Origin of the sequence: Chryseobacterium ginsenosidimutans (genome assembly GCF_024807225.1) — a bacterium.
Lineage (GTDB): Bacteria > Bacteroidota > Bacteroidia > Flavobacteriales > Weeksellaceae > Chryseobacterium > Chryseobacterium ginsenosidimutans.
The window spans coordinates 4,281,034-4,296,331 of the sequence record NZ_JANUCO010000001.1; the positions used below are offsets into that span (position 1 = coordinate 4,281,034).

At 35.3% G+C, this 15,298-nt stretch carries 15 protein-coding genes and 1 tRNA gene; 12 read left to right on the top strand and 4 right to left on the bottom strand.

The window, feature by feature from the left end; translation table 11 throughout:
• Positions 1-128: 128 nt before the first annotated feature.
• From J3D55_RS20120 to J3D55_RS20130, 3 genes are all read left to right on the top strand, one after another.
• Entirely contained in the window at positions 129-1,289 is a 1,161-nt protein-coding gene (locus tag J3D55_RS20120; protein WP_259133862.1) for an efflux RND transporter periplasmic adaptor subunit, read from the top strand.
• 224 nt (positions 1,290-1,513) lie between these two features.
• The gene (locus tag J3D55_RS20125) at positions 1,514-4,696 is read left to right on the top strand and encodes an efflux RND transporter permease subunit (protein ID WP_259133864.1); all 3,183 of its coding nucleotides are present in this window, start codon (positions 1,514-1,516) and stop codon (positions 4,694-4,696) included.
• A 275-nt stretch (positions 4,697-4,971) separates the two neighbouring features.
• The gene (locus tag J3D55_RS20130; protein ID WP_259133867.1) at positions 4,972-6,384 is read left to right on the top strand and encodes an efflux transporter outer membrane subunit; all 1,413 of its coding nucleotides are present in this window, start codon (positions 4,972-4,974) and stop codon (positions 6,382-6,384) included.
• A 197-nt stretch (positions 6,385-6,581) separates the two neighbouring features.
• Here the strand turns inward: J3D55_RS20130 and miaA are convergent, their stop codons facing one another.
• Positions 6,582-7,502, bottom strand: a complete 921-nt coding sequence (gene miaA / locus J3D55_RS20135; RefSeq protein WP_259133871.1) for a tRNA (adenosine(37)-N6)-dimethylallyltransferase MiaA — start codon at positions 7,500-7,502, stop codon at positions 6,582-6,584.
• Between the two features lie 240 nt (positions 7,503-7,742).
• Here miaA and J3D55_RS20140 point away from each other — a divergent pair, with 240 nt between their 5' ends.
• The 3 genes from J3D55_RS20140 (at position 7,743) to nadA (ending at position 10,364) form a co-directional block, all read left to right on the top strand.
• A complete protein-coding gene (locus J3D55_RS20140) occupies positions 7,743-8,600 on the top strand; it encodes a YicC family protein (RefSeq protein ID WP_259133874.1) in 858 nt (285 codons plus the stop codon).
• Positions 8,601-8,672: 72 nt separating this feature from the next.
• A complete protein-coding gene (gene gmk / locus J3D55_RS20145; RefSeq protein ID WP_259133876.1) occupies positions 8,673-9,236 on the top strand; it encodes a guanylate kinase in 564 nt (187 codons plus the stop codon).
• A gap of 108 nt (positions 9,237-9,344) precedes the next feature.
• Positions 9,345-10,364: a quinolinate synthase NadA gene (nadA, locus tag J3D55_RS20150; protein WP_259133878.1), complete on the top strand. Its 1,020-nt coding sequence runs from the start codon at positions 9,345-9,347 to the stop codon at positions 10,362-10,364.
• Between the two features lie 39 nt (positions 10,365-10,403).
• Here nadA and J3D55_RS20155 read toward each other — a convergent pair whose 3' ends face one another.
• The gene (locus J3D55_RS20155; RefSeq protein ID WP_259133881.1) at positions 10,404-10,586 is read right to left on the bottom strand and encodes a bacteriocin-like protein; all 183 of its coding nucleotides are present in this window, start codon (positions 10,584-10,586) and stop codon (positions 10,404-10,406) included.
• Between the two features lie 6 nt (positions 10,587-10,592).
• Positions 10,593-10,805, bottom strand: a complete 213-nt coding sequence (locus tag J3D55_RS20160; protein ID WP_259133885.1) for a bacteriocin-like protein — start codon at positions 10,803-10,805, stop codon at positions 10,593-10,595.
• Positions 10,806-10,864: 59 nt separating this feature from the next.
• On the opposite strand from J3D55_RS20160, the gene folB reads away from it, so the two are divergent.
• The 5 genes from folB to J3D55_RS20185 all read left to right on the top strand — a co-directional run bounded on the left by folB (position 10,865) and on the right by J3D55_RS20185 (position 13,298).
• Positions 10,865-11,233 (top strand): dihydroneopterin aldolase, encoded by a 369-nt coding sequence (gene folB / locus J3D55_RS20165; RefSeq protein ID WP_259133888.1) that lies wholly within the window; start codon positions 10,865-10,867, stop codon positions 11,231-11,233.
• A 33-nt stretch (positions 11,234-11,266) separates the two neighbouring features.
• Complete coding sequence (locus J3D55_RS20170; RefSeq protein ID WP_259133891.1) at positions 11,267-12,208, top strand: DUF4403 family protein; 942 nt, start codon at positions 11,267-11,269, stop codon at positions 12,206-12,208.
• 34 nt (positions 12,209-12,242) lie between these two features.
• Positions 12,243-12,632, top strand: coding sequence for a DUF4403 family protein (locus J3D55_RS20175; protein WP_259133894.1), 390 nt, complete (start codon positions 12,243-12,245; stop codon positions 12,630-12,632).
• 28 nt (positions 12,633-12,660) lie between these two features.
• On the top strand, positions 12,661-13,170 hold the full coding sequence (locus J3D55_RS20180; RefSeq protein ID WP_259133897.1) for an RDD family protein: 510 nt from the start codon (positions 12,661-12,663) through the stop codon (positions 13,168-13,170).
• A gap of 57 nt (positions 13,171-13,227) precedes the next feature.
• Positions 13,228-13,298 (top strand) — tRNA-Cys (locus tag J3D55_RS20185).
• Between the two features lie 167 nt (positions 13,299-13,465).
• Here J3D55_RS20185 and J3D55_RS20190 read toward each other — a convergent pair.
• Positions 13,466-13,735 (bottom strand): LexA family protein, encoded by a 270-nt coding sequence (locus tag J3D55_RS20190; protein ID WP_259133900.1) that lies wholly within the window; start codon positions 13,733-13,735, stop codon positions 13,466-13,468.
• A 284-nt stretch (positions 13,736-14,019) separates the two neighbouring features.
• Between J3D55_RS20190 and J3D55_RS20195 the strand changes: the two genes are divergently transcribed.
• Positions 14,020-14,961, top strand: coding sequence for a coiled-coil domain-containing protein (locus J3D55_RS20195; protein WP_259133903.1), 942 nt, complete (start codon positions 14,020-14,022; stop codon positions 14,959-14,961).
• The last annotated feature ends 337 nt before the right edge of the window (positions 14,962-15,298 follow it).

Sequence of the window (15,298 nt, forward strand, 5' to 3'; positions counted from 1 at the left end):
AAATCGAGTATTACAATTCTGTAAATTTTTTTTGAACTAACTATTAACACCGTTAGGAAATATAACAGGATTTAAATTAAAAACATTATTATTTAATCTAACACTTCATTAAAAAACTTAAATCAAAAATGAAAATACCTGGAAAAATAAGGTTTATCGTACTTATATCAAGTATTATCCTTTTACAAAACTGCACAAAGGCCGCTGAAGGGGCAAATATGGCTCCTCCAACTCCAGAACTGCCTGTTTATACAGTAATTTCGTCACCAGCTACAACATATCAGGAATTCCCTACCGCTTTGGAAGGAAAGAACAATGTAGAAATCAGATCGCAGGTAGACGGATATTTAGATAGAATTTATGTGGAAGAAGGCGCTTATGTAAGAGCCGGACAACCCTTATTCAAAATAGATTCAAGAGCTTACGGAGAGCAAATGAATATGGCAAATGCTAATTTACAGGTTGCCAACGCCAATATCCAAAAAGCAAAAGTGGAAGTTGACAGATTGGAACCTCTTGTTGCTGCAAAAGTAGTTTCTGATGTACAACTAAGAACTGCAAAAGCAAATTATGCAGCCGCAGTTGCCGCAGCTTCACAGGCGAAAGCTTCTGTTGGTGGCGCAAAAATTAATGTAGGATTTACAACCATCACAGCTCCGGTAAGCGGATATATCGGTAGAATTCCTTACAAAAAAGGAAGTCTGATTTCAAGAACAGATCCTAGTCCATTGACTTTATTGTCAGACATCAGCGAAATCTACGCCTACTTTTCTTTAAGCGAACTTGATTTTATTGCTTTTCAAAATAAATATCAAGGCGCAACTTTAGAAGAAAAACTAAAAGATATGCCGATGGTAGAATTGGTAATCGCAGACAACAGCATTTATCCTCAAAAAGGTAAAATGACTATTGTTGACGGACAATTTGATAAAACAACAGGCGCCATCAGTGTTCGTGCGGTTTTCCCAAATACAAACGGATCATTGAGAACAGGAAACACAGGACGTGTTCGTATGCCTCAATTAATGTCGAATGCTGTGATAATTCCGCAAGAATCTACTTTCGAAATTCAGGATAAAACTTACGTTTATGTTGTCGGAAAAGATCAGAAAGTTACCAGCAAACCTATCAAAATTTCAGGAAAAACTGAAAACTATTACTTTATTTCTGAAGGTTTACAGCCAGGAGAAAAAATAGTTTATGTAGGATTGGGTAGCTTAAAAGACGGAGTTTCTATCAAAGCAAAACCTATTTCTTCTGACAGTTTGCTTAAAGCAAAACCGTTGTAACTGTTTACGCTTTTTAACCACAAAAGATTCAAAAGTCTTTTAACACTTAAGTAATTTAAAGTTAAAAATAATCTGTTTAAAAAAGTACACATGAGTTTTTTGAAAATCATTGATTTTCATCCAAAGTGGACTTCCATGATAAGTTTTTAATTAAAGCTAAAAGCAATTTAAGTGTTTAAAATTTAGGCTAAAAAGTTTAAGCGACATTAAAAAATAAACTTCTTATGTTAAAACAATTTATAGAAAGACCGGTACTTTCAACGGTCATCTCCATAATACTTTTATTATTGGGGGCATTGTCCCTCTTTAATTTACCCATCGCCCTCTTTCCGGATATTGCGCCACCAAGTGTTCAGGTGACGGCATTTTATCCGGGAGCGAATGCGGAAGTTGTAGCCCGTTCGGTTGCGACACCGATTGAAGAAGCGGTAAACGGAGTTGAGAACATGACGTACATGACCTCAAATTCCAGTAACGACGGAACCATGACCTTGAGTGTATTTTTCAAACAGGGATCAGATGCAGATAATGCTGCCGTAAACGTTCAAAACCGTGTATCCAAAGCGATGAGCCAGCTTCCACAAGAGGTTGTACAAGCGGGAATTTCCACGCAGAAAGTTCAAAACAGTATGATTATGTTTATGGGATTATCAAGTGATGACCCGAAGCAATACGATGAGCTTTTCCTTCAGAATTATTTGAAAATCAATGTTATTCCACAAATTCAGCGTATTCCGGGGGTTGCTCAGGCGCAGGTTTTCGGAACGAGAGATTATTCAATGAGACTTTGGCTGAAACCGGATAGATTAGCGGCTAACAATCTTTCTCCACAGGAAGTTTTGGCAGCAGTAAAAGATCATAACCTGGAAGCAGCTCCCGGTCGTCTTGGACAAGGAAGTAAGGAAACTTACGAATATATCTTAAAATATAAAGGTAAATTAAATAAAAACGAAGACTACGAAAACATTGCCATCAAAGCGAACAGCGACGGTTCTTTCCTAAGACTGAAAGATGTGGCAAGAGTAGAATTCGGTTCTTATACATACACAGCAGCTAACAGAGTGGATGGTAAGCCCGTTGCCGGATTTGCCATCCTTCAAACTGCAGGTTCAAACGCCAACGAAATCTTAACTGAAATTGAAAAACAGGTCGATCAGATGAAAACTACGCTTCCAAAAGGAGTTGAACCGATCATCATGTACAATTCTAAGGATTTCCTGGATGCGTCTATTCATCAGGTTGTTGAGACTTTAGTGATTGCATTCGTTTTGGTATTTATTGTAGTATTTATTTTCCTTCAGGATTTCAGATCTACCTTAATTCCTGCGATTGCCGTTCCTGTAGCGATTATCGGTACCTTCTTTTTCTTACAATTATTTGGATTCAGTATCAATATGTTGACCCTGTTCGCATTGGTACTCGCCATTGGTATTGTGGTGGATGATGCGATTGTTGTGGTAGAAGCCGTCCATTCTAAAATGGAACGTACAGGAATGCCTGTGGAACATGCTACAGTGAGTTCAATGAGTGAAATTTCCGGTGCGATTATTTCCATTACATTGGTAATGTGTGCCGTATTTATTCCGGTTGGTTTCATGCAGGGTCCTGCGGGAGTTTTCTACAGACAGTTTGCCTTTACATTGGTAATTGCGATTCTGATTTCTGCAGTTAACGCCTTAACATTAAGTCCGGCTTTATGTGCAATGTTCCTGAATGATCCTCAAGGGACACACGGTGAGCATGGGAAGAAAACAGGTTTTGGAGCAAGATTTTTCAATGCTTTCAATGCAAGTTTTGATAACATGACCAGAAAATACATCTATAGCCTTAAATTTTTAATTAAAAATAAATGGGTTGCAATCGGTGGTTTAGCCCTTCTTATTGCTTCAAGTGTTTTCTTGATTAAAAAAGCTCCGTCTGGATTTATTCCGACAGAAGATCAAGGTTTCATTTTGTATGCTGTGAACACCCCTCCTGGAAGTTCATTAGACAGAACGCATAAAGCAACTGAACAGATTGATAAAATCATCGACGGTGAAAAAGCAAAAAATCACCTTTGGGTTGCAGATGGTCTGAACTTTATCAGTAATGCCAATGCTTCACCGTATTCTGCAGGTTTTATTAAGCTTAAAGATTATGAGCAGCGTGGTGAAATGAAAGATCCCGATCAGATTGCAGCAGCATTAACAGGAAAGGTAGCACAAGTGAAAGATGCGAATGCATTCTTCTTCAACTTCCCTACCATTCAGGGATTTGGTAACGTTTCCGGTTTCGAATTTATGCTTCAGGATAAAACCAACGGTTCTTTTGAACAATTAGGAACAACAACTCAGGCATTTATTGGAGAATTAATGAAACGTCCGGAAATTGCGTTCGCCTTTACAACATATGCAGCCGGAAATCCACAATATACAATTGATGTAGATTCAGATAAAGCGAATCAGTTGGGAGTTTCGATTACAGAATTGATGCAGACTATGCAGATCTATTATGGAAGTAGCTTCGTCTCAGATTTCAACAGATTCGGAAAATACTACAGAGTAATGGCTCAGGCGGATATTCCTTATCGTACAGATGCGAATTCTTTGGAAGGAATTTATGTTAAAAATAAATCAGGCGAAATGGTTCCTGTAAAAACATTAGTGACTTTAAAAAGAACTTTCGGACCTGAAACGGTGACAAGAAATAACCTATTCAACGCGGTTACGATCAACGGAACACCAAAACCTGGTTACAGTACCGGAGATGCGATTAAAGCCGTAGAAGAAACTGCTCAAAAATCACTTCCAAGAGGTTTCGGATATGAATGGACAGGAATTACCCGTGAGGAAATCAAAACTGGTGGACAAACGACTTTCATCTTTGCATTAAGTATCTTATTTGTGTATTTCTTACTGGCAGCTCAATATGAAAGTTATATTCTTCCGTTTGCGGTTATTTTAACGATTCCTACAGGGATTTTCGGAGTATTTGCGTTCACAGGATTAGCCGGAATTGATAATAACATTTACGTTCAGGTTGGTTTAATCATGCTCGTCGGATTGTTAGCGAAAAATGCGATCCTGATTGTAGAATTTGCCGTCCAAAGAAGAAAAGCAGGAAGAACGTTACTTGAATCTGCACTTCAGGCTTCAAGATTACGTTTAAGACCGATTTTGATGACTTCATTTGCCTTCATCGTGGGGATGCTTCCATTAGTTTGGTCACAAGGTGCGGCTGCAAAAGGTAACCATTCTATCGGTATCAGTACAGTTGGAGGAATGTTCACAGGGGTTGTATTCGGGATTTTCATCATTCCTGTAATGTTTGTAATCTTCCAGTATTTACATGAAAAAATGCCGAGCAGAAAAAACAAAAGACTTCAAAAACAAAAATTGGAGGCAGAACTTTTAGCAACTGCTCATTAATAAAAAATGATTTACAAAACTTTGAGAGTATTTTAAACCACAAAATATTTATACAGTATTTATTTTAAGTTAAATGTTTGAAAATAGAAAGAACACATACGTTTTTATAGCACAAGCATCTGTGAAAATCTGTGTAATCTGTGGGGAAAATAAAATAGAGAAGCAACTATTCAAACTATATCATAAAAAAGCAAAGTATTTTCTCCTACTAAAGACGTCTTTGCTCCACAACTTCTCAAAGTTTTGTAATCAATAAAAAGTCATATTTAAAAATTATGAAAAGAATAATAAATATCATTATCGCTTTTGGACTTGCTTTAGGTTCGGTCTCTTGCGTGTCAAAACTGGCATACAAGGAACCTGATGTTGAGCTTCCGGAAACGTTCAAATATACCGCAACTGCCGATACAGCAAGTGTAGCAAATTTGGAATGGAAACAGTTTTTCAGCGATCCGATCTTGCAAAACTTAATCGAAAAAGGAATTAAAAACAATTACGATTTACAGATTGCATTAAAACAGGTTGCTTCTTCACAAGAGAAATTAAAACAGGCAAAATACCTTCAATATCCTGATGTCGGTTTCGGAGTTTCAGCGCAAATTTCAAAACCTTCAAAAAACAGCATGAACGGGCAAAGCTTAAATCTATTTTTAGGAAAAAGCTATGTTGAAGATTACAATGCAGCCTTCAATCTTTCTTGGGAAGCCGATATTTGGGGTAAAATAAAGAATCAGCAGGAAGTTTCGAAAATGCAGTATCTGCAGACTTATGAAGCGACAAAAGCAATTCAGACGCAGGTTGTTGCGGCAATTGCTCAAGGTTATTATAATTTATTGATGCTTGATAAACAGTTACAGATTGCAAAATCAAATTTAGAATTAAGCAACAATACCCTTTCTCTTACTGAAAAATTGTGGCAAAGCGGTGATACGACTTCTTTGGGAGTTCAGCAAGCAACCGCACAAAAGCAATCGACAGAACTTTTGATCACTCAATTAGAGCAAAATATCGCGATTCAGGAAAATGCATTGAGTATTTTGGTGGGTGAAAACCCAAATAAAGTTGACAGAACGATTGAAATGTCCGACACTTCTTTACCACAAGATCTTTCTGCGGGACTTCCTGCAGCGATGGTAAGTCGTCGTCCTGATGTTCGTCAGCAAGAATTGGTGTTGTTGGAATCTAACTCAATGGTGGGAATTGCTCAGGCAAATATGTATCCTTCATTGAAAATTACAGCAAACGGAGGCGTAAATTCATTTAAAATTGATAACTGGTTTCAGATTCCGGCTTCATTATTCGGTTCTGTGTTGGGAGGATTGACTCAGCCTATTTTCCAGAAAAGACAATTGAAAACAGATTTAAATGTTGCTAAAATCCAGAGAGAGAAAAACGTATTGGCGTTCCGTCAATCTGTTTTGAATGCTGTGGGTGAAGTTTCTGATGCGTTGGTTTCTAACGAAAGCTTAAAAGTTCAGGAACAAAAAGCAACAGAACAGGTAACAACGTTGAAAAACGGAATAAAAAGTGCCGAAATGTTGTACAAAGGCGGAATGGCAAATTACTTAGAAGTGATTACAGCTCAGGGAAATTCTCTACAGGCTGAACTGAATCTTGCGTCCGTAAAAAGACAGAGATTGAGCAGTATTGTAGATCTATACCGAGCTCTAGGTGGCGGTTGGAAGTAGTAAATTTAATTATATTGTTAATGGAATGCGGTCTTTCGGGATCGCATTTTTTTTGTTTATTAAAACTTGCATTTACCATCCAATTTGTCATTCAGAGCGAAACGCAGTGAAGCGTGGAATCTAAGCTGTATCTGTAGAGATTTCATTTTAGAAAATCGTTGTCGAGATTCCTGCGGAATGACAAAGTGTATGTTGTATTATTTTTGAAATTCTTCATTAATATATTCAATCAACCCATCAAAATCCTCCTGAGAATATCCCAACTGCAAATAATGAATATCATCCGCTTTTCGATACCAAGTCAATTGTCGTTTTGCATATCTCCTGCTGTTTTTCTTAATTTCTGAAATAGCAAAATCTAAATCCCATTCGCCATCAAAATATTTGAAAAGTTCGGCATAACCAACGGTATTCAAAGCCGTTAAATGTTTAAATTTTTCTAAACCTTTTGCTTCATCCAACAAACCTTTCTCCATCATGATATCGACTCGCCTATTGATCCTGTCGTACAATTCTTCTCTCGGAGCTTCAATTCCTATTCTGATGACGTTGAAATCTCGGGAATCTTGCGAAACAGCAATGAGTTCAGAATATTTTTTATCCGTCTGCCAAATCACGTCGATTGCCCGTAAAAGCCTTCTGTGATTATGAAAATCCACGACAGCAAAATATTCAGGGTCGAGTTCTTTCAATATTTCCTGCAATTTTTCAATGCCTTCATAATCCAGAATTTCCTGTAATTTCTTTTGATTCTCATCATTGGCTTCCGGCAAATCATTCAATCCTTCCAACACCGCTTTTTCATACATCATACTTCCGCCGACTAAAATGACGGTTTCGTATTTTTCAAAAAGTTCATTGAGTTTTTGTAAGGCATCTTCCTCATACTGCCCGATAGAATAATATTCTTCAACCGTAAGATTTCCTATAAAATGATGAGGTGCTTCCGCCAATTCTTCTGGTGACGGTGAAGCGGTTCCGATTTTCATCTCGCTAAAAAACTGGCGCGAATCACAGGAAACAATCTCTGTACTGAAATGTTTAGCCAAATCAATTGCCAATCTCGTTTTTCCAATTCCGGTGGGTCCTACAACAGAAATTAAATTTTTCTTTTTCACGTCGCTAATTTACGAAATTGAGCTTATCCGGACTTTAAATTTCTTAAACCGCAAAAGTAACAAAAGATAATCTTGGAAATATTTAGTTTTTCAAAAGTTCAAAAAAGCAGGGCATAAACTTTTTTCAACTTTTAAATATCTAAAAAAGCAAAGAAGTCTTTTGTTACTTTTGCGGTTAAAATTGAATATATTTAGAACACATACACTGAAATGTTTATCTTTGTACGACAATAAAAAACTATGATTTTATCAATGACAGGCTTTGGTAGAGCCGAAGGTCTTTTTGAAGGAAAAAAAATTACTATCGATATTAAATCATTGAACAGCAAAAGTTTCGATTTAAACATCAAAATTCCTTTACGATATAAAGAAAAAGAATTTGAAATCAGAAAAATTCTTAATGATAGACTCATTCGCGGAAAAGTAGACTGCTACATCAATATAGAAAATCTTGAAGAGACGAATGATGTAAAAATCAATAAAGCTTTGATTGATTCTTATATGAATCAGCTTCGTGAAGTTGCTGCAGACGGACCGGATTTTGAATATCTGAAAATGGCAGTAAGACTTCCTGATGCTATTACCTCTCGACCGGACGAAATCGGTGAAGGTGAATGGGAAATGTTGGCAAGTATTGTACAAAATGCAGTTGACCGTTTTATGGAGTTCAGAACCACGGAAGGTAAAATTTTGCACGAAGAGTTAGAAAGAAATATTCAGAATATCGATAAAAATCTTTCTGAGGTCATTCCTTATGAAGAGGAAAGAATTACGAGTGTAAAAGAACGTTATCAAAAAACTTTAAAAGAATTTGAAAATGTTGATGAAACCCGTTTTTATCAGGAAATGGCTTATTTCACAGAGAAATTAGATATTTCTGAAGAAAAAGTGAGATTAACGCAGCATTTGAAATATTACAAAGAAGTAATGGATAATGAAGATTTTAACGGGAAAAAACTTGGTTTTATTTCTCAGGAAATCGGTCGTGAAATCAATACATTGGGTTCAAAAGCCAATCATGCTGAAATCCAGAAACTGGTAGTCATGATGAAAGATGATTTGGAAAAAATTAAAGAACAGACGTTAAACGTATTATAATGAGTTGTTTGTTTTTGGTTGATTGTTGTTTGTTTTACAGCGATCAACCAAAATCCATCAACCAACAACCATATGGATAAAGTTATCATATTTTCAGCGCCGTCTGGAAGCGGAAAAACTACATTAGTAAAACATTCTCTGGAAGTATTTAATGAGCTTAAGTTCTCCATTTCGTGTACGACGAGACAGCCGAGAGGAAGTGAAATTCATGCTGTTGATTATCATTTTTTGAGTCCGGAAGAATTCAGACAGAAAATTTCAGAAGATGCTTTTGTAGAATTTGAAGAGGTTTATACTGATAAATATTACGGAACGTTGAAATCTGAAGTTGAGAAAATCTGGAATCAGGGAAAAGTGGTGATTTTTGATGTTGATGTAAAAGGCGGAATTTCTTTAAAAAAATATTTTGGAGAAAAAGCGTTGTCAATTTTCATCGAACCGCCTTCCATTGAGGAATTGGAACGAAGATTGATTTCAAGAAACACGGATGATGCAGAAACCATCAAAATCCGCGTAGAAAAGGCAGAAGAAGAAATGTCTTACGCCAAAGAATTTGATAAAATCGTGATCAACAACGATTTAGATATTGCAAAAGAAGAAATAGAAAGTTTAATAAAAAATTTTATTGGAAGTTAAAGGATGGAAGCTGGATGATGGGAGTTTGAAGTTTAATAAATAACGTCAAAATTCTAATTTCTAATTTCTGACTTCTAATTTCTGATGAGCAAAAACATTGAGGTAAATATGAGTACCGATACATTAGAAAAAGCTAAATCTGCGATTCCTGTAAGAGGATTTTTAGATATAAAAGATTTGGTGATTCCTCAAGGAGAAGACTTGGTGAAAGCCATTCTTCAATTGAAAGAAGAGAAAAATGCGGTGATTTTAGCGCATTATTACCAACCTGGAGAAATTCAGGATATTGCTGATTTCTTGGGAGATTCCCTGCAATTGGCACGACAGGCAAAAGATACCAATGCCGATATGATTGTGTTCTGCGGAGTACATTTCATGGCAGAAGCAGCGAAAATTTTGAACCCAACTAAAAAAGTAGTTCTTCCGGATACAATGGCGGGATGTTCTTTGGCAGACGGCTGTTCAGGAGAAGGGTTGAGAAAAATGCGTGAGCAGCATCCGAATGCTTTAATCGCAACATACATCAACTGTAATGCTGAAACAAAGGCAGAAAGTGACATTATCGTAACCAGCTCAAATGCTGAAACGGTAATTGAAGCTTTACCGAAAGACAGACCAATTATTTTCGCTCCGGATAAAAATTTAGGAAGATATTTATCTCAAAAAACGGGTCGTGATATGATTTTGTGGGACGGAAGCTGCATCGTTCACGAAGCGTTTTCAATGGAGAGAATTGCAAAACAGTTGGCGGAAAATCCAGATGCAAAATTAATTGCACACCCTGAAAGTGAAGAATCTGTCTTGAAACTGGCTCATTTTATCGGTTCTACTTCTGCTCTGTTGAATTATGTGGAGCAAGATGATTGTCAGAGATTTATCATCGCAACGGAAGAAGGAATTTTGCATGAAATGAGAAAACGTGCTCCTCATAAAGAATTGATTCCGGCTTTGGTTTTTGACGAAAGCTGTAATTGCTCAGAATGTTTCTACATGAAACGTAATACAATGGAAAAATTGTATTTATGTATGAAATATGAACTTCCTGAGATTCTTATCGACGAAGAACTTCGTTTAAGAGCTTTGAAACCGATTGAAGCCATGCTCGATCTTTCGAAAGGTATAAAATAAATGAAAAGCACTGTTTTTACAGTGCTTTTTTTATTTTGATTAAGGATTAATATCCGGACATAACGGATAACTTGCAGATACAAGACATACTTTACGTCCTTTTAAATCTGTACACCACGCGCAACCTGCAGGTCCACAATCCAGATCGACAGCACATTCATCTCCTGCGCCGCCATTAATAGCTCTTAAATTTTTTCTGTTTAATTTTTTTATATTTTTCATGATATATTATTTTGAGATTTGAATTAATTCGAAGCATTCCATATTCACAAGAACACATTTTCTGCAAGTTTCAGGAAGACCCCAATACGCTTCACAAGAATGTTCATCATGAGGACCAAAAGCTCCTGTAGGACAGCCGTTGCAGTGTGAAATTGGAGAAACTCCCGCTCCAACGATTTGTTCCAGATTTCTTCTGGTCAATTTCTTTAAATTTTTCATAGTAATTTAATTTTTGTTTGGTAATTAAATATAATACTTTTGTTTGTATAAAATAGATTATGAGTAAAATATATCTCGAAGAGGTGAAAATATATGCTTACCACGGTGTTTTGCCAGAAGAAAATATTATTGGTACTTATTATATTTTAAATATAGAACTTCACACCGATTTGTGGAAAGCCGCAGAATCTGATGATCTTAACGACACGATAAGTTATGCAGATATTAATGAAATTCTTCATGATGAAATGAAAATCAAGTCTAGATTGCTGGAACATGTTGCAGGAAGAATCATCTCAAAAATTCAGGAAAAATTCTCGGAAATATCTTATATCAAATTAAAAATCACAAAAACTTCTCCTCCAATGAAAGGCGAAATGAAAGGCGCAAGCATTGAACTGGAAAAAAGTTTTAAACCTGAAAATTAAATTATTTCTTAATTTCGCTAAAAAATTACACAATTGAAATCGATCAAAATATTATTTCTGCTAGCATTCGTGAGTATTTTCGGACAAAATAATCCCGATAATCAACTGGCTGCATACAATTTTCCGAAAGTAAAATCCAGCATTACGATGCCGGTGACCATTCCGCTTTCGGAGATCAGCAATATGATCAATGCATCTGTAAAAGAACTGATTTATCAGGATGATTCTTATACGGACAATAATAATGATCAGTTTAAAGTAAAAGTCTGGAAAACCCGCCCTATCCGTCTTGTCGGCGGAACCAACCAAAACCTTTTAATTGAAGTTCCGTTAAAAATATGGGCAGAAAAAGGCATCGGAACATTGGGCGTTTACAGTTATCAGAACACGACTTTTGAAACCGTAATGTCATTTAATACCTCTTTAAATTTCAAAAATAACTGGACGATCAATACCAATACTCAGCCGAATGGTTTCAGATGGGTGACAAAACCTATGCTGGATTTCGGAAAAATACAAATCCCTATCACTTCTCTGGTTGAAAAAAGTTTAATAGAACAGCAGGAAAAATTCTGTAAAACCATCGATCAACAGATGGCTACACAACTGAACTTCCAGCAATATGCCATCATGGCATGGAATGTTTTTTCGCAGCCTTTTAATATTTCGGAAGAATACAATACGTGGCTGAAAGTGACTCCCATTACGGTCAACATTACGCCATTGAAGTTCTACGCCAATCAGATCAACACCAATTTGGGAATCGACGTGTATTCCGAAACTTTTACGGGCAGCAAACCTGCGGCTTCGGAAACGGTAAAATCGGCATCCAATTTTAATTTCATTCCTCTTTTGGGAGATAAATTTCTGCTTCAGACCACGGCAAATGTTCCGTTCTCGGAGGCCACCAATATTGCGAGAAATATGTTCTTAAATAAAGAATATGACGTGAGAGGTTTCTTCGGTAAAAATTAAAGATATTAAAGTTTATGGCGTTGACGACAGGATCATGATCGAAGCGGAAACGGAAGGCTATGTGAACGGAAAAGCTTTTATTTCCGGGATTCCTGTGTATGATGAAACGAAAAAGAAAATTGTACTTTCGAATACGAAGTTTAATTTAAAGACTTCAAATTTTCTTCAAAAAACTGCAACGCTCCTATTTAAAGGGAAAATTGTAAAGATGATTGAAGATGAATATGGAATTCCTACACAAGACCTCGAAAATAATTCTAAGAAAAGCATTGAAGAAGCCTTTAACAAAGAATATTATAAAGGATTAAAAATGAACGGAAAAGTTTTCGATCTAAAACCAACCACCATTCTTTTAAATCCTTACGGAATAACGGCTGTTATTGATATTAATGCGACTTTAAAATTAACGTTAACCGGAATATAACTCAATACTAAAAACTATAACTAAAAACATGAGAAAAATTTTAAAAATTGTTGAATACAACAGAGCTACAAAATGGCAAAGATTTGCCAATCTCTTTATTGATAAACTTGTGATCAACTTGTTCATTATTATCATTGGTTTTGTTGGAGTATTTATTGATAATGTTATTGGATCTAATATTTTCACCACCGTTCTATTAAAACTTTCTGAAATGGGAAGACTTGCTGATATCATTTTAACTTCCTTTCTTTATTTTCTTTATACTTTCTTAATGGAATATTTCACCAACGGAAAAACTATTGGAAAATATATTACAGGAACAAAAGTAATCATGACAGATGGGCAGCTGCCGACATTTGAAAATTATTTTCTACGAAATATCTCCAGACTTGTACCTTTTGATGGTCTTTCATTTTTAGGTGAAAACGGATGGCATGACAGCTGGAGTGACACGCGAGTAATTAATACAAAAAATTATGAGACTGAAAGACAGGCGAAAAGCGAAATAGAGAGCATTGGTGCGAAAGAAATTGCATGAAAATTTTTGTTAAATAATATATTTTGCTATATTTGCACACCTAAAAATGGTAAAAACGGTGCTTTGGCCGAGCGGCTAGGCAGTGGTCTGCAACACCATCTACAGCGGTTCGAATCCGCTAGGCACCTCGTTACAAAACCCTAAACATTATATATTAATGAATTAGGGTTTTTTATTTCTATTTTGTTTCAACATTGTTCCAACGATATTTTTTCATTAAACTCTTTCTTAAAATTTCACACCTTTCTCTTTCAATAAATATATTTCTCGATGCAACACATTTTCTGACAATTCTTCACCCATCCGTATATTTCGGTTTATATCTCTTTATGAAAAATTGTCCTTCAATAACAGCAGCCACCAAATCATTCGGGTGGGCTTTGATTCCTTTTTGAATTAAACACCAATCCTCCTTTAAAATTCCTAAATCTTTCAGTGAATCTCCGGAAATTCTTCCGGGAAATGTTGTGATCGGATCTTTAACCAAAAGCTTTAAAAAGTCAATTGCTTCATCGGGAAAATCAAGCGCAGCATTCGGAAAACTCCCATAATCTCCCGCTTTCAAACTTTAATTTAAAGGCTTCAAAATCAATGGTTCTGAATTTTCTAAATTAAATAACTCTAAATTTCCCTTCTTTTCGTAGAACAAAATTATAGACTTTTCAAATCTCAATCACTTTTTATTATGTTAAATTTTCTTGGACCAAAACAAAACCCTTTATACGGCAGAAACTTGACGTATTAAAAAGTTATCTACAAAAATACCCGAAGTCTAAAAGGAAATAAATAGAAATTAATCAGCGTGCTAAAGATTATATTTTTATATTTTTGGGGTAATTAACTAAAACTATGGAGAAAATTATTGATTCGATCTCAGGATTCATTGATTCTAAATTGCGCAATCCTTTTATTAATACGTTCATCATTGCTTGGATGGCCTTCAATTGGAAGCCAGTTTTATATTTTATTTTTGCAAAATTTAGTGCAGGGAAAAAGATTTGGGTAATTTCTAAATACTATAGTGACATTTGCCACGTATTAATATACCCTGTATTATGGACTATCTTAGTTTTAATTACTATTCCAACAATCCTCGCTGGCGTTGAATTTGTTGTTAAGTTTATAACCAAATTTCGATTAGGTATTAATGGTGAAATTGCAAAGAAAAGGAACAGTGTTGAAGATCAAATTCTTGAAGCAAGAAAGGTTGGAAATGTTAATCAATACATTTCCGAACTAAAGGAAAAGATCAATCTTTATGAAAAAGATTTAAGCTCTGAAAGAGCAAAAAACATTGAGGAATTTAAGAAACATAATGAAGAATTAAAACAGTTAAATGAAAAATATAGTTCCGAAGCAGAAGAACAGTCTAAAAAAATTAATAATTTATTGGTAGAAAACGAAAGGTTAAAAAATTCAGCTTATGATGATGCATACGTCCAAGATAGGCTTAAGGATAGTGAAAAACAAAAAGAAAGCTTAAGAGAAGAAATAAATCAGTTAAGGATAGACCTAGACACTGAAAAGGCTATAGCTTATTTAAGCTCATATTTCCAAACAAATGAAAAATTTAGTAGATACTTTGAATTTGATGATGGTTCAAAATTACTTCTTTCATATCAACATGATGAAACACCAATTGTGTATGATGTAAATTATAACGAAGTAGTAAATTTAGGCAGACTTGTAATGGATCTTCAAAACAAAAATGCAACTAAAGAAATAACTTTAGAAAAATACAATGGTAAAACAGTCAAGCCAAGAGATCTTATAAGATTTAGTATTAACTAATTTATATTCCCCACTGTAATGAAGTGGTTTTTTATAGACATCTTTTCGCTAATTATTATATAAATCCGTAATCTCTTGTTGAGATAATATCCTATTCCATACTTTGAATTCTTCTATCTGAGCAATTAAATCTAAAGAGCTGGAATCAAAGTCCAAAAGAACAGAATATAGATAATTCTATATAAATAGAATACGAGTACACAAACCGCCCAAAAGTAAAACAAAAAGCTCTGCAGTTTATCTTTTCACAGTGGTTAAATCAAGCTATAAAAAAACCTCTCATGATGAGAGGCAAACTACTGAGAATAACGTGTGTTATTGATCTGGTAAAATTACA